Origin of the sequence: Streptomyces sp. NPDC002742 (assembly GCF_042888885.1) — a bacterium.
Taxonomy (GTDB): domain Bacteria; phylum Actinomycetota; class Actinomycetes; order Streptomycetales; family Streptomycetaceae; genus Streptomyces.
Genome location: NZ_JBIAQF010000006.1, coordinates 89993 through 112387 on the forward strand (window position 1 = coordinate 89993; position 22395 = coordinate 112387).

21 protein-coding genes and 1 tRNA gene are annotated in these 22395 nt (G+C 70.7%); 13 read left to right on the forward strand and 9 right to left on the reverse strand.

Going from position 1 to position 22395, the window contains the following annotated elements:
* Positions 1 to 133: 133 nt before the first annotated feature.
* Complete coding sequence (gene upp, locus ACFYW8_RS12035; RefSeq protein ID WP_389071401.1) at positions 134 to 769, reverse strand: uracil phosphoribosyltransferase; 636 nt, start codon at positions 767 to 769, stop codon at positions 134 to 136.
* A 153-nt stretch (positions 770 to 922) separates the two neighbouring features.
* On the opposite strand from upp, the gene ACFYW8_RS12040 reads away from it, so the two are divergent.
* The 4 genes from ACFYW8_RS12040 to ACFYW8_RS12055 all read left to right on the forward strand — a co-directional run bounded on the left by ACFYW8_RS12040 (position 923) and on the right by ACFYW8_RS12055 (position 3260).
* Positions 923 to 1105, forward strand: coding sequence for a hypothetical protein (locus ACFYW8_RS12040; protein WP_351551613.1), 183 nt, complete (start codon positions 923 to 925; stop codon positions 1103 to 1105).
* Positions 1106 to 1723: 618 nt separating this feature from the next.
* Complete coding sequence (locus ACFYW8_RS12045) at positions 1724 to 2263, forward strand: hypothetical protein (RefSeq protein ID WP_389072498.1); 540 nt, start codon at positions 1724 to 1726, stop codon at positions 2261 to 2263.
* A 254-nt stretch (positions 2264 to 2517) separates the two neighbouring features.
* The gene (tadA, locus tag ACFYW8_RS12050; protein WP_365869594.1) at positions 2518 to 2949 is read left to right on the forward strand and encodes a tRNA adenosine(34) deaminase TadA; all 432 of its coding nucleotides are present in this window, start codon (positions 2518 to 2520) and stop codon (positions 2947 to 2949) included.
* 226 nt (positions 2950 to 3175) lie between these two features.
* Positions 3176 to 3260, forward strand: a tRNA-Ser gene (locus tag ACFYW8_RS12055).
* Between the two features lie 193 nt (positions 3261 to 3453).
* Here ACFYW8_RS12055 and ACFYW8_RS12060 read toward each other — a convergent pair.
* Entirely contained in the window at positions 3454 to 4314 is an 861-nt protein-coding gene (locus ACFYW8_RS12060; RefSeq protein ID WP_365869461.1) for a DUF5707 domain-containing protein, read from the reverse strand.
* 638 nt (positions 4315 to 4952) lie between these two features.
* On the opposite strand from ACFYW8_RS12060, the gene ACFYW8_RS12065 reads away from it, so the two are divergent.
* The 5 genes from ACFYW8_RS12065 (at position 4953) to ACFYW8_RS12085 (ending at position 8952) form a co-directional block, all read left to right on the forward strand.
* Complete coding sequence (locus tag ACFYW8_RS12065; protein ID WP_365869460.1) at positions 4953 to 5132, forward strand: hypothetical protein; 180 nt, start codon at positions 4953 to 4955, stop codon at positions 5130 to 5132.
* Positions 5133 to 5334: 202 nt separating this feature from the next.
* Positions 5335 to 5628 carry a Dabb family protein gene (locus tag ACFYW8_RS12070; protein WP_365869459.1) on the forward strand — a complete coding sequence of 98 codons (294 nt, stop codon included), beginning with the start codon at positions 5335 to 5337 and terminating at the stop codon, positions 5626 to 5628.
* Between the two features lie 216 nt (positions 5629 to 5844).
* Positions 5845 to 6921: a SigB/SigF/SigG family RNA polymerase sigma factor gene (locus tag ACFYW8_RS12075; protein WP_389071411.1), complete on the forward strand. Its 1077-nt coding sequence runs from the start codon at positions 5845 to 5847 to the stop codon at positions 6919 to 6921.
* 244 nt (positions 6922 to 7165) lie between these two features.
* Positions 7166 to 8062 carry an RNA polymerase sigma factor SigF gene (locus ACFYW8_RS12080; RefSeq protein ID WP_365869457.1) on the forward strand — a complete coding sequence of 299 codons (897 nt, stop codon included), beginning with the start codon at positions 7166 to 7168 and terminating at the stop codon, positions 8060 to 8062.
* Between the two features lie 50 nt (positions 8063 to 8112).
* On the forward strand, positions 8113 to 8952 hold the full coding sequence (locus tag ACFYW8_RS12085) for a hypothetical protein (protein WP_389071417.1): 840 nt from the start codon (positions 8113 to 8115) through the stop codon (positions 8950 to 8952).
* 108 nt (positions 8953 to 9060) lie between these two features.
* On the opposite strand, the gene ACFYW8_RS12090 is transcribed toward ACFYW8_RS12085, so the two are convergent.
* Positions 9061 to 9258, reverse strand: a complete 198-nt coding sequence (locus ACFYW8_RS12090) for a hypothetical protein (protein ID WP_365869455.1) — start codon at positions 9256 to 9258, stop codon at positions 9061 to 9063.
* 429 nt (positions 9259 to 9687) lie between these two features.
* On the opposite strand from ACFYW8_RS12090, the gene ACFYW8_RS12095 reads away from it, so the two are divergent.
* The 3 genes from ACFYW8_RS12095 to ACFYW8_RS12105 all read left to right on the forward strand — a co-directional run bounded on the left by ACFYW8_RS12095 (position 9688) and on the right by ACFYW8_RS12105 (position 13702).
* The gene (locus ACFYW8_RS12095; RefSeq protein ID WP_365869454.1) at positions 9688 to 10212 is read left to right on the forward strand and encodes a MarR family transcriptional regulator; all 525 of its coding nucleotides are present in this window, start codon (positions 9688 to 9690) and stop codon (positions 10210 to 10212) included.
* 13 nt (positions 10213 to 10225) lie between these two features.
* Positions 10226 to 12787, forward strand: a complete 2562-nt coding sequence (locus ACFYW8_RS12100; protein WP_389071426.1) for an MFS transporter — start codon at positions 10226 to 10228, stop codon at positions 12785 to 12787.
* 93 nt (positions 12788 to 12880) lie between these two features.
* Positions 12881 to 13702, forward strand: a complete 822-nt coding sequence (locus ACFYW8_RS12105) for a YceI family protein (RefSeq protein ID WP_389071431.1) — start codon at positions 12881 to 12883, stop codon at positions 13700 to 13702.
* Positions 13703 to 13738: 36 nt separating this feature from the next.
* On the opposite strand, the gene ACFYW8_RS12110 is transcribed toward ACFYW8_RS12105, so the two are convergent.
* Positions 13739 to 14476 carry an ANTAR domain-containing protein gene (locus ACFYW8_RS12110; protein WP_389072503.1) on the reverse strand — a complete coding sequence of 246 codons (738 nt, stop codon included), beginning with the start codon at positions 14474 to 14476 and terminating at the stop codon, positions 13739 to 13741.
* 153 nt (positions 14477 to 14629) lie between these two features.
* On the opposite strand from ACFYW8_RS12110, the gene ACFYW8_RS12115 reads away from it, so the two are divergent.
* Entirely contained in the window at positions 14630 to 15100 is a 471-nt protein-coding gene (locus ACFYW8_RS12115) for a PPOX class F420-dependent oxidoreductase (protein WP_389071435.1), read from the forward strand.
* Between the two features lie 32 nt (positions 15101 to 15132).
* Here the strand turns inward: ACFYW8_RS12115 and ACFYW8_RS12120 are convergent, their stop codons facing one another.
* The 5 genes from ACFYW8_RS12120 to ACFYW8_RS12140 form a co-directional block, all read right to left on the reverse strand.
* Positions 15133 to 15906 (reverse strand): TetR/AcrR family transcriptional regulator, encoded by a 774-nt coding sequence (locus ACFYW8_RS12120; protein ID WP_389071439.1) that lies wholly within the window; start codon positions 15904 to 15906, stop codon positions 15133 to 15135.
* A gap of 172 nt (positions 15907 to 16078) precedes the next feature.
* Positions 16079 to 18397 carry an ArnT family glycosyltransferase gene (locus ACFYW8_RS12125; protein WP_389071443.1) on the reverse strand — a complete coding sequence of 773 codons (2319 nt, stop codon included), beginning with the start codon at positions 18395 to 18397 and terminating at the stop codon, positions 16079 to 16081.
* Positions 18394 to 19875 (reverse strand): glycosyltransferase, encoded by a 1482-nt coding sequence (locus tag ACFYW8_RS12130; protein ID WP_389071448.1) that lies wholly within the window; start codon positions 19873 to 19875, stop codon positions 18394 to 18396. The genes ACFYW8_RS12125 and ACFYW8_RS12130 overlap by 4 nt, the downstream gene beginning before the upstream one ends.
* 14 nt (positions 19876 to 19889) lie before the next feature.
* On the reverse strand, positions 19890 to 21536 hold the full coding sequence (locus tag ACFYW8_RS12135) for a sensor histidine kinase (protein WP_389071452.1): 1647 nt from the start codon (positions 21534 to 21536) through the stop codon (positions 19890 to 19892).
* Positions 21533 to 22273, reverse strand: coding sequence for a response regulator transcription factor (locus ACFYW8_RS12140; RefSeq protein ID WP_261703843.1), 741 nt, complete (start codon positions 22271 to 22273; stop codon positions 21533 to 21535). Before ACFYW8_RS12140 ends, ACFYW8_RS12135 begins: the two co-directional genes overlap by 4 nt.
* Positions 22274 to 22395 lie beyond the last annotated feature (122 nt).

Genomic DNA, 22395 nt, shown 5'->3' on the forward strand with positions numbered 1-22395 from the left:
GGGGTCGCTCACGGGCAGGAGCCGCCGGCTCCGCCGTCGCGCTCGCGGAAGAACCGCTGAGAACCGCTGACTCCGGGCGACCCCGCAGTGGCTGCGGAGTCACTCGGCGGGCGGCTGCACCGTCGCCGCGGAGTTACTCGGCGGCCCCGTACATCCGGTCCCCGGCATCGCCGAGACCCGGCACGATGTAGCCGTGCTCGTTCAGACGCTCGTCGACCGAGGCCGTGACGACGGTGACCGGCGTGCCCGCCAGGTCGCGCTCCATGAGCTCGACACCCTCCGGGGCGGCGAGCAGCACCACGGCGGTGACGTCGTCGGCGCCGCGCTTGATCAGCTCCTGGATCGCGGCGACGAGCGTGCCGCCGGTGGCCAGCATCGGGTCCAGGACGTACACCTGACGGCCGGACAGGTCGTCCGGCATACGAGTGGCGTACGTGGAGGCCTGAAGCGTCTCCTCGTCGCGCACCATGCCCAGGAAGCCCACCTCGGCGGTCGGCAGCAGCCGGACCATTCCGTCGAGCATGCCGAGGCCGGCGCGCAGGATCGGCACCACGAGCGGGCGCGGGTAGGAGAGCTTGACGCCAGTGGTCGGGGAGACCGGGGTCACGATGTCGACCTGCTCCGTGCGCACGTCACGGGTGGCCTCGTAGGCGAGCAGGGTGACCAGCTCGTCGGCCAGCCGCCGGAAGGTCGCGGAGTCGGTGCGCTGGTCGCGCAGGGTGGTGAGCTTATGGGCGACCAAGGGGTGGTCGACGACGTGAAGACGCATGTCCACAACAGTAGCCGGGCTCCCGCCGCCTGCCACTGACCCGCCCGGCACCGACCCGCCCGGCAAGGGGCGCCGTCCGGCATCACCCGTCCACTGGCATCAAACCGTCCATCGGAGGGAAGGTGGGAGGGACGGACCTGGGGTGGTGTGCGTATGCGGAACCCGGAAGAGGAGACCTCCGAGCGGCTGGAGAGCGACGCCGAGCGCAGGAGGCGACGGGCCCAGTTCCTGCGCGACCTGACCGAGGCGCGCGAGCTGCGCGACCGGGTCCAGCCCCGCCGCGCCAAGACCGCCCGGCTGCGCCACGCGATGCGCATGCGCACGTTCCGCTGGTAGTGGGCGACCTCGGCCGAGGCCGCCCACAGGACTGAGGTCCCAGGGCCGCCGGAGCGCCATCGTCGGACCGCAGAACCTTGGTCCCAGTGCCACGGGAGCGCCGTCGTCAGGACCGCGGCGCCGTGACGCAGGACCGCGGCGCCGGCGACGGACCGTCGCGGACGAGCCCGCCGCCCCCGTGGCCAACACGCCCACGGGAGAGTCGGCCGCACTCCTCCAGACGGCCGTTGCCGCCACGCCCGCGCGAAGATCGGCGGTGCGCCCGCGCCGCCCCCGGTGGCACGGCCGCCGTGAGGCGGGGACTCGCCCGCACGGCAGTCGGCGGCACGCCGGGGGAAAACCGGTCGCCGGGCCGCTGTTGGGCCCGGCCACGCCCGCGTCGCGAGGGGCCGTGTGGTGGACGCGACGGGCGGGGAGGCGCCTGCACGGCGCGGGCAGCCGCGTACGATCCGCTGTTAGCGATCAAAAGAGGCAGACACAGCAGGCCGAAGACATCCCCTGAACGCTCTGTTTCTGCCACGATTCCGAGTGGGCGGGGCTCGGAGCAGCATTCCTCGCCCATAGCCTCCGCCGGGGGGAACCCCAACCGGCACGCCTATGACCAGTGGGAGAGTCACGGTGTACTTCGCCGCACTGCTCGCGCGCACCGAAGACGGGTGGGAAGCGAGCGATACAGAGCTCGACGATGTGGAAACCCTGTCGGATCTGACCGACCTGGCCCGTGAAGTCTCGGACGAGGACACGGTGCTCGTACTCATCGAGCAGGAGGACGCGTGGTTCGGCGTCGTCCGCGTGGACGGCGAGGAGGATCCTCGTATCTACGTCTCGGACGCCGCCGCGGCCGCCCGTAGCTCGTACGGCGAGATCCTGCTCACGGACGAACTACTAGGACGGGAGCCGGGCGACGACGACGCCGACCTGGACTCCCTCGATCTGGACGGCACGGAGGACGGTGAACCCCGGGACTCCGACGACGAGGAGGAGGAACAGGGGAGCGTGTCCGGTGACGCCGTGTCGCACAGCCCCGTCGGGGACCGCCACATCCTCGCGGACCTCGGAGTGAACGAGAGGGAACTGCTGGCCCTGGACGAAGGCGACGCGCTCAGCACGATCGCCGAAGCTCTGGGAGCGGCAGAGGTCCTGGAGACCGTTCGCTAGACCCGAAAGCGGTGGGCCCAGTGCCCTTCACCTGCGAGCCAACCCCCATACCGACGAGCCGGCCCCATCCAGCGGGCCGGGTCTTCGCCCGCCGTTCGCCATCCGCCGCCCGCCTGGACGGTGGGACGGCGGGGGACTGCGCACGCAGGTCCCCGCCGTCGGACCCGGCGGGATTCCGCTAGGTTCCCCTGGTGAGCACCTCGCACCAGGCACCCCGGCCGCCCGATCCCGTACGTGACCGGTGGCGGGCCCCGATGCGGCTCGCCCTGGACGAGGCACGGCTGGCGGTTCAGGGCGGGGACGTTCCCGTCGGTGCCGTCGTACTGTCCCCGGACGGTACGACCGTGCTGGCGGCCGGGCACAACGAACGTGAGGCCACCGGCGACCCGACGGCGCACGCCGAGGTCCTGGCGCTGCGCAGGGCCGCCGCCGGGCTCGGTGAGTGGCGGCTGTCCGGCTGCACGCTCGTCGTGACCCTGGAGCCCTGCACGATGTGCGCGGGCGCGCTCGTCCAGTCCCGGGTCGAGCGGGTGGTGTACGGCGCCCGCGACGAGAAGGCGGGCGCGACCGGCTCCGTCTGGGACGTCGTCCGCGACCGGCGGCTCAACCACCGGCCCGAGGTGATCGAGGGCGTCCTGGCCGAGGAATGCGCCTCGCTGCTCACCGACTTCTTCCGCGACCGCTGACCGACCGCCGCCGCGCACCGTCGCTCACTGCCACGCCCCTCACTGCGCCGGACCGCCCCGGGGGCATCCACCGTTCACCGGCAGAGGCGCCGGGCATGCCCGGCGCATGACTGGCGCATGCCCGGCCGAGCACTCACCGGGCGTCTGCCCGCGTCCCGCGCGGAAGGTCCGGGGGACGCAGAAACGGATTTCAGACCACGGCCCACCTTGGGGTAGGGTCTCCCTCGGTAGCGTGTCCGAGCGGCCGAAGGAGCTCGCCTCGAAAGCGAGTGTGGCGCAAGTCACCGAGGGTTCAAATCCCTCCGCTACCGCAGGTAGACGAAGGGCCCGGTTCATTGAACCGGGCCCTTCGTGCTGCTCCGTCGCGGTTCGACGGCCCGGCCCATCAGCCGGGCCGGGCCGGGCGCGGCGTCGGGCCCGCACAGGAAAGGCCCCGGAGCGGTCCGGGGCCTCTGCTGCCTGTTCAGGCCCCGAGTGATCCGGGGCCTTCGCTCACCTGTTCGGTCAGCGGACGTCGACGTAGTCGTAGGCGTCCGCGACGGACGAGGTGCTGTTGCCCGCGTAGTGGAAGCGCCAGGTGCCGTCCACCGAGGCGGTCACCGTGGTCTTCAGGTAGCCGGTGGACGAGCTCGTGATCGTCTTGACGGTGCTGTAGGTGCTGGCGCCGGCCTTCTTGAACTGCAGCTGGACGCTCTGGCTGCCGTAGCCGTAGTACTTCAGGTAGGTCCAGCTCGCGCGGTTGAGCGTGCCGGTGACCGTGATGGCCTTGCCCTTGGTGACGGGCTCGGGGCTGGCGTTGAAGCCGCTGAAGTTCGCGGCCCGCTTCACCCAGCTGTTCTTGTAGACGTCCTTCTCGACGTAGTCGCCGTCGTTGCCCTCGGCGTACACGGCCACGTTCCACTTGCCGGCCAGGAAGCTGTTGTACAGCGTGGCCGTGTCGGAGTCCCCGGGCTCGGCCGTGATGGTGATCTTGCAGGTGGCGGACGTGGCGCTCCAGTTGTCGCAGGTGGCGGCCTGGTCCGCCACCAGGGCACCGTCCACGTCGGAGTTCTCCGCGGACAGGCTCGTGCCGTGCCACAGGATGGCGTCGGCGGTGTTGATGCCGGACGGGTCGGTGGCGGTCACGTAGATGTTGAAGCTCTTCTTGGACACGCCGGCGACGATGTCCGCGTTGGCGTTGACCGTGACCTTGGTGATCTGGGTGTCGCCCTGGCTGTCGTCGGCCGGCGCGTTGCCCGTGAACGGCGACATCTTCGAGGTGAAGTGCGACGGGACGTCCGTCGCCTGTGCGGCCGGAGCGGCAAGAGCGGTGAGCGCCACGACGCCGGACACGGTCGCGGCGGCCAGGCTTGCACGAATACGCATGCGCGATCCTCAATCGGACTGAGCGCCTCACGTTCAATGGGGCCACGTGGGCACAAAGGTTCGTTGGAGTCTGTCTGACCCGCGTGCGGAGACTCACGAGAACGAGGAACGGTTGTACGGATTCTTGAGAATTCTCGAACACTTGATGACAACTGGAGGACTGCCGAGACCTCCGCGGCTTCAGCCGTGACGACGGCGCTCCCGTCACCACCGCGGATCCCGGCCCTTCGTGCGTTCCGGAAGGCTGGGTGGCGTACCGGGCCAGGACGCGGATGAGCCCCGGCGCCGCTCGGCAGCCGGGGCTCATCCGCACCCGAAAGGGTTCACCGCTCCCACGGAGGAGGGGGAAGCGGCGCATCGGGGGCGACCGCTTCCCCCTGGAAGGGGCCCGTAGGTCCACGTCGCCGTCTCGGGGGAAAGTCGGGCGGCGCGGACCCCGTAGCTGGGCCCTCCGCGCCCCGTGGACTCCTTGTCGGATCCCGCCGGGGCTCCCTTCCATCCTGGACCGCGGGAGCGCCGGTCGGGCCCGGCAAAAGTCCTCGACCAGCGGGCCGTTGGTCCCCAAAGGCGGCGTGAAGGTTACACTCACCGCCGGCAGCAGGGGGCCCACGGGCACAGCAGTCACAGGGGAGGCCGCCATGGCGGTGAATACGAAGAAGATCGCCATCTACGTGCTCGTGGTCTTCGCGCTCTACGTGATCATCACCGATCCGGCCAAGGCCGCCGACTACGTCCAGATAGCGTTCGAGGGCATATCGAACGCCGCCGGGGCGATCGGAGACTTCATGACCTGGATCGCCGACGGGGCGAAGAACTGACGCCGACCACCGACGTCGGCCCGCCAGGAATCCGCACGTCAGGCATCCACACGCCAGGCATCCCCGCACCGGGAAGCCGAGCGTCAGGAATCCGCGCGCCGGGAATTCCGCACACCCGGCGCCGAACAGTCGCTACGGAGCCCGGCGCGGCCGAACACGGACGCGACCGAGCGAAGAACCACCTCACCACCAGGGAGTGCCCGTGATCCGCCATCTGGTCCTCTTCAAGCTCAACGACGGTGTCCGGCGTGACGAGCCCCGCGTCGTCGAGGGCGTCGCCGCCTTCCGTGCGCTCGGCGACCGGATCCCCGAACTGCGGGTCTGGGAGTGCGAGTGGAACATCAGCGACCGGCCCGTCGCGGTGGACTTCGCGATCAACGCCGCCGTCGATGACGCCGACGCCCTCAAGCGTTACCTGGAACACCCGGCACATGTGGCCGGTGTCGCGCTCTGGCGAGAGTTCGCCACTTGGGTGATCGCCGACTACCCGTTCTGACCATTTTTGATCGCACTCTTTTTCCAAGCCCTTGACCGCAACCGGTCAGGGGTTTTTGGCGTCTTCCGCCCCAACTCACCTCCAACTCACCTCCAACACGGCGTTATGCGGTGCTTGCACACAGTGCACATGTCTTGTGATGCTATGACCGCTTTTGACGGATGAGTTGACAGATACGTTGACGGATCGTTGACGAATGAAGAGGTGGCGTTGACCGTGTCGGCCAGTACTGCGCCGCCCCAGGAGGAAGCCCCGGCCAAGGCCCAGGCACCGGCCCTCACGCCCGTCCCGCCCTCCCCCTCGCCCCCGGCGCAGTCCACGGCAGCGATCACCGCACCGAGCGCTCCGAACCCCGCAGGCGGCCACACAGCCGGTTCCACGGCCACTCTCACGCCCGGCCCCGCACCCCGCCCCGAGTCCGGCCCCACCGCCACTTCGGCGGCCACCCTCGAACCGAGCCCCGCGCAGGACCCCGCGCCCGGCCCCACACCCGGCCCCGCACCGGTCCAGGAGGTCACGCAGGAACGGCGTCGCGGTGCCGACACCCGGGCCCTCACACAGGTGCTCTTCGGTGAACTCAAGGTGCTGGAACCGGGCACCCCCGAGCACAACCGGGTCCGCGGCGCCCTCATCGAGGCGAACCTTCCGCTCGTCCGGTACGCGGCGGCCCGCTTCCGCTCCCGCAACGAGCCGATGGAGGACGTGGTCCAGGTCGGCACCATCGGCCTGATCAACGCCATCGACCGCTTCGACCCGGACCGCGGCGTGCAGTTCCCGACCTTCGCGATGCCGACGGTCGTGGGCGAGATCAAACGGTACTTCCGTGACAACGTTCGCACCGTCCACGTACCGCGCCGGCTGCACGAGCTGTGGGTGCAGGTGAACAGCGCGACCGAGGACCTGACGACCGCCTTCGGACGCTCGCCCACCACCGCGGAGATCGCCGAACGGCTGCGCATCGGCGAGGAGGAGGTGCTCTCCTGCATCGAGGCGGGCCGGTCGTACCACGCGACCTCCCTCGAAGCGGCCCAGGAGGGTGACGGCCTGCCAGGACTGCTCGACCGGCTGGGCTACGAGGACCCCGCGCTCGACGGAGTCGAACACCGCGACCTCGTACGGCATTTGCTCGTACAACTGCCCGAACGCGAGCAGCGGATCCTGCTGCTCCGCTACTACAGCAACCTCACCCAGTCACAGATCAGCGCCGAGCTGGGAGTCTCCCAGATGCATGTGTCAAGGCTGCTCGCCCGCAGCTTCGCGCGACTTCGATCCGCAAACAGGATCGAGGCGTAACCGAAAAGAGCGAATCGCTCAAGGTCACATTTTCCGGCAGTTGAGCGCTGAAACGCCGTCAGACCCCCTCCTTCCAGGGCTGATCCACCCTCTACATGTCGACAAGTCTCTACAGCGTGTTGCCGACATGTGACATTCTGCCGGAAGCGCGTTTGCCGCGGCCTCGCCTCCGGTATTCAGGTGGAGGCTGCGTTCCTCCGACGGGAGCGACTGCCGCGACCGTCCGCGACCCAAAGGGGGTGGCATGTCCGCAGATCAGGGCAGCTCGAAGGTGCTCACGCTCACGAAGAGCGACGCAGCGCCCGAGGCGCACGCCGCGCTTCACGATGTCCCTGCCGCCGAGGCTCCGGTAGCCGCTCTGGTCCCCGAGTCCTCGGGCGCCATCGACACCCGGACCCTGTCCCGCTCCCTCTTCCTGCGGCTCGCCGCACTCGCCGAGAACAGCCCGGAGCGTGGCTACGTCCGGGACACCCTCATCGAGCTCAACCTCCCGCTCGTCCGGTACGCGGCGGCCCGCTTCCGCTCCCGCAACGAGCCGATGGAGGACATCGTCCAGGTCGGCACCATCGGCCTGATCAAGGCGATCGACCGCTTCGACTGCGAGCGCGGCGTCGAGTTCCCGACCTTCGCGATGCCGACGGTCGTCGGCGAGATCAAGCGGTTCTTCCGCGACACCTCCTGGTCGGTCCGCGTTCCGCGCCGACTCCAGGAGCTGCGACTCGCCCTCACCAAGGCCAGCGACGAGCTCTCGCAGAAGCTCGACCGTTCTCCGACGGTCGCCGAACTCGCCGCCGTTCTCGGGGTGTCCGAGGAGGACGTGGTCGACGGCCTCGCCGTCGGCAACGCGTACACGGCGTCGTCGCTCGACTCGCCCGCGCTCGAGGACGACGGCGGCGAGGGCTCCCTCGCGGACCGCCTCGGCTACGAGGACACCGCGCTGGAGGGCGTGGAGTACCGCGAGTCGCTCAAGCCGCTGCTCGCCAAGCTGCCGCCCCGCGAACGCCGGATCATCATGCTCCGTTTCTTCGCGAACATGACCCAGTCGCAGATCGGCGAGGAGGTCGGCATCTCACAGATGCACGTCTCCCGCCTCCTCACCCGCACCCTGGCCCAGCTACGGGAAGGCCTCATCTCCGACTGACCGCCCCACGCGGGGTTCATAATTGACGGGTCGTCAGCCACACTGGCGCGATGCGTCACGAGTCGATACGCGGTCGTCGAGGCGCCCTGGTGGGCGCCTCGGCGGTTGTGCTGTGTCTGGGCGGAGCGCTGGCCTCGTGCGGAAGCGGCGGAAGCGGCGGCTACGTCGCCGTCGGGGCCGCGGGCGGCTCCCCACCGGCGTCGGGGGTGGCGGCCCCTTCGGGCGAGGTGTCCCTGGTGCCACTGGACGGTACTGCCACGGGCGGCACCGACTCGTCCGGAAGCAAGGGGAGTTCCGGCACCGGGAAGACGATGTCGACCGCCGGTCCGGGCGGGTCCTGGGGTGACGGCGCAGGCGACCCGGAAGCCTCGGCGGCGCGGACCGCCGGCCCGGGAGGCTCGGGTACCGGCGAGGGCGGCCCCGGAGCCGGGACGGGTGGTCCGGGAGACACCGGGGCCGGAGACGGCGGCGGGTCCTCTTCGTCCTCCGGTTCGTCCTCCGGCGGTGACTCCGGCCGTGCGGGCGGGAGTTCGGGAGATTCCTCCGCGTCACCGACCGCGCCCGGGGCGACGGCGAGTGCCGGGCCGGCCGTGCTCGGCGTCGGTGCCCCCTCGCGCGCGGCCACCGATCGGCGGTGGTGCGAGAAGGTGACCGTCTCCTTCGTCAACACCGGTGGTACGGAGGTGCGTTCGGGCACAGTGACGCTCGGGACGCACATCATCGGGGCGCTCGGGATCGACTGGGCGACGATCCGGTCGGCCGAGGCCCTTCCCGCGCCGATAGCCGCCGGCGCGAAGAAGAGCGGGACCTGGACGGTGTGCGTCGATGCGTGGCGGGTGCCGCTGGGAATGCACATCGAGACGCGGGACGTGTCCGTCCAGTGGAAGTAGAGCCGTGGCCCTACCGGGTTACGCGCCCCCACCGGGTTACACGCCCTTGCCGGGTCGCGCACCTCGGCCGGGTCGCGTGACCCAGCCCGGTCACGTGGTCCCGCTCTCTTACATGAGGGCGAGCCAGGCCACCGCGGCGACGACCGCGACGGCGAGAACGATGCCGACGATCAGGCCGACGCGGGGACCCGCGGGAGCGGCCGCCTGCTGCTGCCGGCCCTGGGGGGCCTCGTCGACGAACGCACGGAACATTTGGGTGCTGCCCGCGGGGTCGTAGTTGCCCTCGGGGCCCTGGGTGTTTGCCATAGGCCGGACCCTAGCGAATACGCGGGAGCCGCCCAAGTGCCGGGTTCCCCTTCACACCGATCACCCGCCCGGCACCCGGCTCCCCTTCACACCGATCGCCTCCCCGGCCCCCGGCGCCCTGCCCCCCTTCACACCGATCACCCGCCCGGCGCCCTGCCCCCCTTCACCGATCGGCCGCCCTGGCCCCGGGCTGCCCCTTCACACCGATCGCCCGCCCGAGCGCCGGGCTGCCCCCTCGCGCCGATCGCACCGATCACACACCGGTCGTGACATGACCGCGCACGTTCATCGCACTCCCATCCCCACCTGCAAGTTTACGTTCGCCAATACTTGCCTTTGCCAAGTTTTTATCACCCGAGCCCTCAACTCGTTTGCCTGCGGCAACCAACTTCTTTATGGTTGCCCTAAGCAACGAATACGGGGGGTGTGATGGCCGAGCAGGCGCAGTACGAGGAACTGGCTCGTCAGCTCAGCGCCATCGGTGCCGTGAAGAGGGACATGGGGCGGATCCTGCCGCCGGAGTGCCCCGGAGGCTCCGCGGCCGTGCTCACACTGCTCGGCCGGTACGGCGAGATGCGGATGAGCAGGCTCGCGGAGCTGCTCTCCGTGGACATGTCGGTGACCAGCCGCCATGTCGCGCATGTCGCCGAACGGGGCTGGATAGAGCGGTCCCCCGACCCGGCCGACAAGCGCTCACGCATCCTGCGCCTCACCGACGCCGGCCAGGAGCAGCTCGACGAGCTCTCCCTGCGTACGTCGCGACTGCTCGCCGACCGGCTGAGCCACTGGTCCGACCACGAGGTCGGTCTGCTCATCGAGCTGATGGGCCGGCTGCGCGAGAGCTTCGGCGACTGCCGCTCACCGCAGCGGACGCCCGCGCACCCTCCCCCGTACGCGACAGACATAGACAGACGTATCAGAACCGACCACCCGTACACCCGCGTAAGCACGTAAGAAAAGGAAGCCCATGGCTACGACCACACCAGCCGGTGTGCGGGGCTCTCACGCCAAGCACGGAGCCGCCGAGGGCGCTCCGATGACGCACCGGCAGATCATGGAGGCGCTCTCCGGGCTGCTGCTCGGCATGTTCGTCGCGATCCTGTCGTCGACGATCGTCACCAACGCGCTCCCCGAGATCATCGGCGACCTGGGCGGCGGCCAGTCCGCCTACACCTGGGTCGTCACGGCCTCTCTGCTGGCCATGACCGCGACCACGCCCCTGTGGGGCAAGCTCTCCGACCTGTACAGCAAGAAGGCGCTCGTACAGATAGCGCTCATCATCTACGTGCTGGGATCGGCCGCCGCCGGTCTGTCCCAGAACCCCGGCATGCTCATCGCGTGCCGTGTGGTCCAGGGCGTCGGCGTCGGCGGTCTGTCCGCCCTCGCGCAGATCGTGATGGCCGCGATGATCTCCCCGCGTGAGCGCGGGCGCTACTCCGGCTACCTGGGCGCGACGTTCGCCGTCGCGACCGTCGGCGGTCCGCTGCTCGGCGGTGTCATCACCGACACGAGCTGGCTCGGCTGGCGCTGGTGCTTCTACGTCGGTGTGCCGTTCGCGGTCATCGCGCTGATCGTGCTGCAGAAGACCCTGCACCTGCCCGTCGTGAAGCGGGACGTGAAGGTCGACTGGGCCGGCGCGTTCTTCATCTCCGCCGCGGTCTCCCTGCTGCTCCTGTGGGTCACCTTCGCCGGTGACAAGTACGACTGGGTCTCGTGGCAGACGTACACGATGGTCGCCGGCGCGATCGTCCTCGGTCTGCTGTTCGTCCTCGTCGAGTCCAGGGCCAGCGAGCCGATCATCCCGCTGCGGCTGTTCCGCAACCGCACGATCACCCTCTCCTCCCTCGCCTCGCTCTTCGTGGGTGTCGCGATGTTCACCGGCACGGTCTTCTTCAGCCAGTACTTCCAGCTGGCGCGGGACAAGTCCCCGACGATGTCGGGCGTCATGACGATCCCGATGATCGGTGGCCTGTTCATCTCCTCCACGGTCTCCGGCCAGGTCATCACCAAGACCGGACGGTGGAAGTACTGGCTCGTCAGCGGTGGCTTCCTGGTCACCGCCGGCCTCGGCCTGCTCGGCACGATCCGCTACGACACGACGTACTGGCACATCGCGATCTTCATGGCGCTGCTGGGCCTCGGCGTCGGCATGATGATGCAGAACCTGGTGCTCTCCACGCAGAACCAGGTGGCGCCGTCCGACCTGGGCTCGGCGAGCTCCACGGTGACGTTCTTCCGTTCCCTCGGCGGTGCGATCGGTGTCTCCGCGCTCGGCGCGGTCATGGCCAACCGGATCACCCACTACGTGAAGGACGGGCTGACCGACCTCGGCCCCAAGTACGCGGCCCTGGGCTCCGGTTCGGACTCCAGCTCCAGCATCCCGGACATGGACAAGCTGCCCGCGCCGCTGCGCACCGTGATGGAGAGCGCGTACGGCCACGGCATCGCGGACGTCTTCCTGATCGCCGCCGGCATGGCGCTGGTCGCCTTCCTCATCGTGCTGTTCATCAAGGAGGTCCCGCTGCGGACGTCCGGCGCGATGGCGCAGGCCGCCGCGGAGCGGGCCGGAACCCCGGTCACCGAGGCTCCCGCCACCGAGGCACCCGTCGCCGAAGCGGTCGAGGCCGCGGCCACGGCGGCCCTCGCCCCCGCCGTCGCCACCACCGAAGCCGCCTTCGAGACCGCCTTCGAGACCGCCCCCGAGGGCACGCAGCGGCTCGCCGCGGTCGCCACCGCGACGCGGGAGAGCGCCCCGCAGCCCGCGTCGGGCGGGATCAGGGTGCACGGTCAGGTCCGCGGCGCCGAGAGCGCGCCCGTGCCGCAGGCAGCGGTCACGCTGATCTCACCCGCGGGACGCCAGCTCGGCCGCTCGGTCGCGCAGGCCGACGGCTCCTACGCGGTGGACGCGCCCGGTGTGGGCTCGTACGTCCTGATCGCCTCCGCCGACGGCTTCCAGCCGCAGGCCTCGACGATCGTCGTGAACGACGAGCCGCTCGCGTACGACATCCTGCTGAGCGGCACCAGCGGGCTGAGCGGTGTCGTCCGGGCCGCCGAGGGCGCCACCCCGGTCAAGGACGCGATGGTCGTCGTGACCGACGTCCGCGGTGATGTGCTGGCTTCCGGAGCCACCGGTGAGCAGGGCGAGTTCGCCTTCGCCGAGCTGGTGCCCGGCGTCGTGACGGTCGCGGTGAACGCCGCGGGCCACCGGCCGCGGGCCCTGCCCGTCGAGGTCGGCGGCACCGGGGTCACCCGGGTCGAGGTCGACCTCGACGCGGGTGCCCAGCTCCAGGGTGTCGTACGGGCGCCGCACGGCCCGCTGTCGGACGCCCGCGTGACGCTGGTGGACGCGGCCGGCAACGTGGTCGGCACGGCCAGGACCGGCAGCGACGGCGCGTACGCCTTCACCGATCTGGACGGCGGCGAGTACACCGTCATCGCGGCGGGCTACCCGCCGGTGGCGACCGCGCTGACCGTCGGCGGCGGCGGCGTGGACGACCACCACATCGAACTCGCCCACCCCGGCGAGTAGTCCGAGCCCCGGCCCGTGGGATGCGCGCGCTCTGAGCGGAGGCGCGCCCCCCACGGGCCGGTTTTCATTGCTTCATCGCAAGGAGTGACTGTCATGGGACTGACCGCGAAGATCCGTACGCGGGACGGCTGGGCCGTGTCGCACGCGGTCGTCACGGTGACCGACTCGACCGGCGCGCAGGTGCTGCGGGCCGAGGCGGACACCGACGGAGCCGTGCACGACACCACGGGCCTCGCGCCGGGTGCCTACACGGTGATCGTGACCGCGCTCGGATACGCGCCCGCCGCGGCCGGCGCGATCGTCACGGCGGCCGGCCGGGCCGAGGTCGGCCAGGTGACGCTGGCCCGCCGGGGCGGCACCGAACTGCCCCCGCCAGGACCCTGGACCATCGACCCGGCGCACTCCTCGATCGGCGTGGTCGCCCAGCACCTGGGCATCTCCAGCGTGCACGGCCGCTTCACGGACTTCGCGGGCCGTATCGAGATCGCCCCGGACGAGGTGGCCACGTCCCGGGTCGAGGCGACGATCACGGCCGCCTCGATCGACACCGGCAACGGCATGCGTGACGGACATCTGAGGTCGCCGGACTTCCTGGACGTCGAGAAGTACCCGCTGATCACCTACCGCTCGACGGACCTGACACCGGCCGGCTCCGACCGCTGGACCGTGCACGGCGAGCTCAGCCTGCACGGCGTCGTACGTCCCGTCGACCTCGACCTCGCCCACCTCGGCACCGGCGCCGACCCCTGGGGCGGCACCCGTGCCGCGTTCCGCGCGACCGCCGAACTCCATCGCGAGGACTTCGCCCTGCGGTACAACCAGATCGTCCAGGCGGGCATCTCCGCCATCGGTACGACCCTGAAGGTGGAGCTGGACATCCAGGCGGTGCGGGGGGAGTCACTGCCGGCGGCGTGAGCGCACGCCGTACTCCCCCCACGCGCGTCCCTGGCCCTACTCGCCCTCCTCGCTCTCGTCGGCGTGGGTGATCCGCCGGGCCAGGTCGCGGAGTTTGACGTTCTCCCGCTGGGAGGTCCGGACCAGGCTGTCGAAGGCCTCGGACGCGTCGATGTCGAGGCGCTCCATCAGGATGCCCGTGGCCTGTCCGATCAGATCCCGGGTGCGCATGGCCTCGGTGAGCTGTTCGCGCAGGGTCGCCGAGTCCAGCGCGATGCCGACGTGGGCGGTGAACAGCCGGCCTATCCGGGTGGCCGACTCGTCGAAGGCACGCGGCCCCGGCGCGTACGCCGTCAGGACGGTCAGCCGGCGCCGGTCGGCCCGCAACCGCAGCGACAGCACCGACCGCAGCCCCAGGCCCGACAGCGAGAGATCCCCGTCCCCGTCCGCCGAGGCGCTGTCCTCGATCCGGGCCACCGGCGCGGTCCACAGCCGGTTCCAGTACGGGTGATGCTCGCGGCCGGCGTTCAGGGTGTCGGCGGTGCGGACGACTTCGTGCGTCCAGGCCAGGGTCTGCCGGTGGGCCTTGTGCTCGATGACCGAGATCCCGGCGTGCTCGGCCCCCGGCAGGAGACGCACGGCCAGCCGCACGGCGGTGCGCAGGGTGGCATGGGGACTCGATGTCTCGTGGAGCTGCTGAGCGGCGGCGGTGAGGCTTTCGGCCAGCTCAAAACCCGTAGCGAAACGGTGCAATTCGGAAAACTCGGACGCAGCCACCACGAACCTCTTCGGCATGCACGGCCAAACGGCCATGCGCAGGAGAGCTCCGCAGCACATTCCCGACTGCGAGCACAGGACGAAGAGCACTTTAGCCGCTCCGATGAGGTCCGCTACGCCCACCGGCCCAGCCCGCGGGCGATCGGGGGCCGCGCGTCCTAGGCTGATCGCATGGCACCCAACATCGCGACGAACACCGCTGTCTCCCTGGACGAGTTGCTGGACTTCGTGCGCCCCCGCCACCGGGCCGTCCTGCTCACCCGCCGTGCCGACGGCGGCCCCCAGGGCTCCCCGCTGACCTGCGGTGTCGACGACTCGAGCCGCATCGTCGTGTCGACGTACCCCGAGCGTGCCAAGACCCGCAACGCCAAGCGGGACGAACGGGTCGCCCTGATCGTCCTCAGCGACGAGTGGAACGGCCCCTGGGTCCAGATCGACGGCACCGCCGAGGTCCTCGACTCCCCCGACTCCGTCGAGCCGCTCGTCGAGTACTACCGGAACATCGCCGGTGAGCACCCCGACTGGGACGAGTACCGCGAGGCGATGCGCAAGCAGGCCAAGTCGATCATCCGGATCACCCCGACCCGCTGGGGCCCGGTGGCGACCGGCGGCTTCCCGGCCCATCTGGCCCCCCAGGACTAGCCGAGGGGCCGGAATCTCCCGCGGTACGGGGCTCAGCCCCGTGCCACCATCGCCTCGATGCCCGCGACCAGCAGCTCCAGGGCGAACGAGAAGTCCCGCTCCCGCATCTCCGAGACGGTGTCCCCGCCCCGCGCCTCCAGGAGGTCCGCCGCGTTCTCGAAGTGCGCCGCGAACCGGGGCTGTTCACCGATGGCGCTCATGGCCTGCCGGAAGTACTCGTCCTGCGACATCCCCGCCGAGGCGGACCGCTGCACGAAGTGCCCCTCGATCGTGCCGAACCCGTACACGAACTGGAACACCGCCGACATCGCCCCCATCTGCCCGTGCGGCGGCAGCCCGGTGTCGCGGATCACCTCCTGCACGCGCAACGAGAACGCCGCGGAACACGGCCCGATGTTCAGGAAGCTCCCGATCAGCGTCGACACCCACGGGTGGCGCACGAGCAGCGCCCGGTACCCGGCGGCCAGCGCCCGCAGCCGGTCCCGCCAGCCCTCCTCCGACTCGGCTTCCGGCAGCTCCAGTTCACCGAACACGGCGTCGAGCGCGAGCTCCAGCAGATCGTCCTTGGTGTCGACGTACCAGTACACGGACATCGCCGTGACGTTCAGCTCCGCCGCCAGCCGCCGCATGGAGAACCTCGCCAGGCCCTCCGCGTCCAGCAGCCGCACCGTGGCCCCGGTGATCCGCTCCCGGTCGAGCCCGGACGGCTGGCCACCGCCCCGGGCCGCCCCGCCGCGGGGTGCCCTGCCCTCCAGCCAGACGCTGGTCCGCTCCGGTCGCTTCGCCCTGTCGGCTGCCCTCACCATGGCGCACCTTCCTAGGAACTCGAACCCCGGAACGGGCCGGAACTCCCCGGTCCGCCCTCCTCGATGATGCCAAGCGGGCCCTCCCCGGAGAACCACCCGCCGGATACCGGGCGGCGCCGCAAACAGCGGTGGCCCGGAGCGTGTTCGCTCCGGGCCACCGCTGAGCTGCCGCTCAGCTCCCGTTCGTCGGCTGTGTCAGGTCGTAGAAGGTGGCCGAACCCACCGTCACCTTCTTGAAGTTGGCCGTGACCCACGAGCTGATCCGCGAGGAGCTGGAGGTGGTGCCGGAGCTTCCGCCACCGTCCGCGCCACCACCCATTCCGCCGCCCATTCCGCCGGCGCCCCCACTGGAGATGAAGTAGTGGATCCTGCCGTCCGTCACGTACTTCTTGAACTGGGCCAGGGTCGGGGACGGGTCGGTGCCGTTGAAGCCGCCGATCGCCATCACCGGCTTGCCGGTGGCCAGTTGGTAGCTCGCGGAGTTCTGGGAACCGACCGCGGCGGCCGCCCAGGTGTAGTCCGCCGCGTTCTCCGACAGCAGCGTCCTGGCCGCGGAGCTGACGGTCGCGCCGTTCAGCAGACCCCCGGCACCTCCACCACCGCCCATGCCGCCCTCACCCATACCGCCGCCGGGCATACCACCCTGCTGGTTCCGGCCCTGTGTGGAGCCGTTGCCCTGCTGGTTCCGGCCGGGGAAGCCACCGGTGCCCCCCGTCGGGGGCTGGCCCGTCCCGCCGCCCTGCTGCCCGTTCTGCGGGGCGCCGTTGCCGTTCTGCTGGTTCTGGCCGCCGCCGGGGAACCCGCCCCGCATGCCACCGCCGCCGCCGGGACCGCCGCCCCGGCCGCCCATCATGCTCGCCCCGGCCGGGCCGGCCGTCACGATGGAGCCGGTGTGCCCGGTGCTCACCGTGGAGAGCGTGTACGCCGTCGGACCCGCGACCGAGGCCGCGAAGCTCAGCCCGACGGCCGCGAGGGCGAGTCGCCTGCCCAGCCTGCCCGCGAAGACCAGGCCGAGCGCGCCCGCCAGACCGCCGACGAGGACCAGCCACTTGAGCCACGGCAGGTAGTCGGAGGTGCGGTTGAGCAGGACGTAACCCCAGACCGCGGTCGCGGTGACCGAACCGGCGAGGACGAGCGACGCCCACACCTTGCCCCTCTCCTCCCACAGCACGGTCGCGCCCATGCCGACCACGGCGGCGATGTAGGGGGCCAGGGCCACCGTGTAGTACTGGTGGAAGATGCCGGCCATGTAGCTGAAGACCAGCGTGGTCATCAGCAGCGCGCCGCCCCAGGCGAGGAAGGAGCCACGGGCCAGGTCGGTCCGCTTCGCCTTCCAGGTGAGGACGACGCCGGCCACCAGCAGGATCAGGGCCGCCGGGAGCAGCCACGAGATCTGGCTGCCGATCTCGGAGTTGAACATCCGGTTCCAGCCGGTCTCGCCCCACATCCCGGTGCCGCCGCCACCACCGCCGACACTTCCGGTCTCGTCGCCGTTGATGCGGCCGAGGCCGTTGTAGCCGAAGGTCAGCTCCAGGAAGGAGTTGTTCTGCGAGCCGCCGATGTACGGGCGGGAGGACGCGGGCCACAGTTCGACGATCGCGACCCACCAGCCGCCGGCGACGACCATCGCGACCGCCGAGAGGCCCAGCTGCGCGAACCGCTTCCGCACCGCCACCGGCGCGCAGACCGCGTACAGCACGGCCAGCGGCGGCAGGATCAGGAAGGCCTGCAGCGTCTTGGCGAGGAAGGCGAGGCCGACCGCGACGCCCGCCCACAGCAGCCACTTCGTGCGGCCGTCCTCCAGGCCGCGGATCACGCAGTAGACCGTGACGGTCATGAACAGCGCGAGCATCGCGTCCGGGTTGTTGAACCGGAACATCAGCGCGGCGACGGGAGTGAGCGCGAGCACCGCGCCCGCGATCAGGCCCGCGGCAGGGCTGAACCGGCGGCGCAGGGCCGCGTACAGGACGCCGACCGTGGCCACGCCCATGAGCACCTCGGGGACGAGGATCGCCCAGGAGCTGAGACCGAAGATCCGTACCGACAGGGCCATCGGCCACAGCGAGGCCGGGGGCTTGTCGACGGTGATGGCGTTGGCCGAGTCGAGCGAGCCGAAGAAGAAGGCCTTCCAGCTCTGGCTGCCGGCCTGTACCGCCGCGGAGTAGAAGGAGTTGGCGTACCCGGAGGCGCTCAGACCGTACAGGTACAGCACCGCGGTCGCGAGCAGCAGTCCGAGGAAGGCGGGACGCGCCCAGCGCGGGTCCTCCGGCCGGCCTCTCCGGACCCGCCGGAAGAAGGGCTGCTCCGGCTCACCGGCCCCGGGGCCGATCACGGGCGGGGCCTGCTCCGGGGGAGGCGTCGAGGCGGGCGGCCCCCAGCCGTGACCCGAGCCGGGGCTCGTACTCGTGCCGGTGCCGCTGTCGGTGCTCGTGCGGGTGCTGATACCGGTGCCGGCACCGGTATCGGTACTCGTGTCGGGCTGCGTCGTCATCGCGCGTTCCTCGGATCGTGATCGTGCGGGCGCACCGCCTGCAACTGCATGGTCGAATCCCGCCAGGAACGGTCCGCGGCCTCATCGGCGCGGAACCGGTCCGTGTCGTACGGGGACGAGGACCCCGCCGGGCGCTGCGGCAGCGGCGGATACTCGTCCACGCCCTGCCGGTCGGCCGTCGGACGGGTCGGCGTGGCGAGGTGGTGCGAGGCCACCGCGGGTGACGACGGTGCCTCGCCCTGCCGGTCGGGGAAGACCCAGGCGCGGAAGAGCAGGAAGCGCAGCACGGTCGCCGCGAGGTTGGCGGCGATGAGCACCGCCAGCTCGGTGGAGTGCGCGGGATCGCTCGTCCCCGCGCTCAGGGCGGCCAGGGAGCCGCTGGTCAGCGCGAGCCCGATGCCGAAGACGACCAGTCCCTGCGCCTGGTGCCGGACGGCGCCGCCCCGGCCGCGTACGCCGAAGGTCAGCCGCCGGTTGGCCGCCGTGTTGGCGACCGCCGACACCAGCAGCGCGAGCGCGTTGGCGACCTGGGACCCGGAGAAGGAGCGGAAGCCGCTGTAGAGCAGCAGGTAGAAGAGTGTGGACAGGCCGCCCACCACACAGAAGCCGACGAGCTGGCGGGCCAGGCCCTTGGGTACGTCGGCCAGTTCGCGGTCGCGCGGGTCGTCCCCGAAGGGCCGCGTGAGCCGGTCGAGCGACAGCGAGCCGGTGGCGAGGGCCCGTCCCACCCGCCACACCCCCTTGAGGTCGTCCGTCGCGGTCCGCACGATGTGGACGGTCGAGTCCGGGTCGTCGACCCAGTCGACCGGCACCTCGTGGATGCGCAGTCCGGCCCGCTCGGCCAGCACCAGCATCTCGGTGTCGAAGAACCAGCCGGTGTCCTCGACCAGGGGCAGCAGCGCCTGGGCGACATCACGGCGGATCGCCTTGAAGCCGCACTGCGCGTCCGAGAAGCGGGCCTGCAGCGAACCGCGCAGGATCAGGTTGTACGTGCGGCTGATGAACTCCCGCTTGGCGCCGCGCACCACCCGCGAGGAGCGGGACAGCCGGGAGCCGATCGCGAGGTCCGAGTGACCGGAGATCAGCGGGGCCACCAGCGGCAGCAGCGCGTTCAGATCGGTGGACAGGTCCACGTCCATGTACGCGAGGACCGGGGCGTCGGACGCCGACCACACGGTCCGCAGCGCCCGGCCGCGGCCTTTCTGCTCCAGCCGGAAGGACGTGACCTCCGGGATCCGGGCCGCCAGCCGCGCCGCCACCAGGGGAGTGGTGTCCGTGGACGCGTTGTCCGCCACCGTGATGCGGAACGCGTACGGGAACGTGCGCTTGAGGTGCTCGTGCAGTCTGAGCACACATGGCTGGAGGTCCTTCTCCTCGTTGTAGACGGGGATCACTACGTCCAGGACAGGCGTACCGGCGGCTGTGGCCGGGAGGTGCTCCCGCGCCGGCAGGTTGCCGGGAGAAGAGTCGGTTCGCATGGGAACGACTCTCGTCAAGCGCCCTGTTGCACCCATGTGGTGGCGCTGTGCTGTGCCTGTGAGTGCGGTTGCCACGATGTTTCGAGGGCGAGCGCGGGCAGATGCAGGGTGAACACGGTCCTGCCGGGGACGCTGTCCACGGTCACCGCGCCGCCGTGCGCGGCCGCGACGGCCTGCACGATGGCGAGCCCGAGACCGGTCGAGCCGGAGGCGCGGGAGCGCGACGAGTCGCCTCGCGCGAACCGCTCGAAGACGCGGGGCAGCAGATCGGCCGGAATGCCGGGTCCGTCGTCCTGGACGTCCACGCACAGCCATGGGCCGTGCCGGTGTACCCGTGCGGTGACGGTCGTCCCCGGCGGGGTGTGCGTGCGGGCGTTCGCGAAGAGGTTGACCATGACCTGTTGCAGGCGCGCGGCGTCGGCCGACACCAGCGCGGGCTCCTCGGGCAGTTCGAGCCGCCAGTTGTGAGCGCGCCCGGCGGCCCGCGCGTCGCTCACGGCGTCGATCACCAGGGGCACGAGGTCGGTCTGCTCGTACTGCAAAGGCCGCCCGGCGTCGAGCCGCGCGAGCAGCAGCAGGTCCTCCACCAGCCCCGTCATCCGGCCGGCCTCGGACTCGATCCGTCCGAGGGCATGCCGGGTGTCGGGCCCGGTCTCCTCGCGTCCGCGCCGGGTCAGCTCGGCGTACCCACGGATCGACGCCAGCGGCGTCCGCAGCTCATGACTGGCGTCCGCGACGAACTGCCGGACGCGCATCTCGCTCTGCTGCCGCGCGTGCAGCGCGCCGTGGACGTGGTCGAGCATGCGGTTCAGCGCCGCGCCGACCTGCCCGACCTCGGTGTGCGGATCGGACTCGGCCTCCGAGACGCGCTCGTAGAGGGTGACCTCGCCGGTGTGCAGGGGGAGTTCGGAGACACGGGTGGCGGTCGCGGCGACCTTGCGCAGGGGACGCAGGGCGAGGCCGACGATCACACTGCCCGCGATGGTGGCGGCGATGAGACCGGCACCGGTGATGCTCACCTCGACGAGGATGAGGGTGTTGATGGTGTTCGTGACGGACTCGGTGGGCAGGGCGACGTAGTAACTGCCGTGGACGCCGGTCAGATACATGACGCGGTAGTCGCCCAGGCCCGGGATGTCCACGGTGTGCGCGTTGCCGTCCTTGGGGACGGAGGCGAGCCCGGCCTTCTGCGCACCGGTGAGCGGGACGGCCTTCATCCCCTTGAATCCAGCGCTGGTGCTGGACTCCTCCGCGGCGACGACAGCCTCGCCGACTCTACCGTTGGTGCCGATTTCGGCCGCTATGGTCTTCGTCTGCGTCCCGCCGATGTGGACGAAATTGGCGAGCCGGTCCTCACTGGGGGAACCGTCGGCGGAGGCCGGCGCCCCGTCGCCGTTCGGCTTGCCGAGATTCTGGCTTCCGTTGCCCGGGTTCGCGCCCCGGAGGTTCGCGGGGGGACCCGAGAGCCGTCCGCCCGCGTCGGTGATCTGCGATCTCAACTGCGCGTACAGATGCTGGCGCAGCGCGATGGTCGTCACCGTGCTGATCACGGCGCAGACCACGGCGATGAGCGCGACCGCCGAGACGACCAGCCGCGTCCGCAGGGTGCGCGGCTGTCGTCCTCGCCTCTTCTGCGCTCGCGGCCGTCGTCGTCCGCTCATGAGACGGCGGGCTTGATCAGGTATCCGGCCCCACGCCGGGTGTGGATCATCGGCTCACGCCCGGCGTCGATCTTGCGCCGCAGATACGAGATGTAGAGCTCGACCACATTGGCCTGCCCGCCGAAGTCGTACGACCACACGCGGTCGAGTATCTGTGCCTTGCTCAGCACCCGGCGCGGATTGCGCATCAGGAAGCGCAGCAGCTCGAACTCTGTCGCGGTGAGGTGGATGTTGTCGCCGCCCCGCGACACCTCGTGGCTGTCCTCGTCCAGGGTGAGGTCCCCGACGACGAGAACGGACTCGGACCGCCGGTCGGCCGCGCCCGAACGCCGGATGAGACCGCGCAGCCGGGCCACGACCTCCTCCAGGCTGAACGGCTTGGTGACGTAGTCGTCGCCACCGGCGGTGAGCCCCGCGATCCGGTCCTCGACCGCGTCCTTCGCCGTGAGGAACAGCACCGGGACGTCGGGCAGCTCCCGGCGGAGCCGGCCGAGCACCGTCAGCCCGTCCATGTCCGGCAGCATCATGTCGAGGACGACGGCGTCGGGCCGGAACTCGCGCGCGGTCTGCACCGCGCCCGTGCCGTCACCCGCGCTGCGGATCTGCCAGCCCTCGTAGCGAAGGGCCATGGACAGCAGCTCGGTGATCGACAGCTCGTCGTCCACCACAAGCACCCGGACGGGGCTCCCGTCCGGCCTCAGCAGTTCGGTGCGCCCCTGGGGCGAGGTCGTGGTCATAGCGGACACCTTGGTGGGCGCCGCTGAGAGCATCCTTTCCGCAACCTGTGAATTCCCTGAGAAACACACAGGAGCCTCTCAGGGAACTCCTGGGAAGATCACGCGGTTCCCGGGCAGGGGCC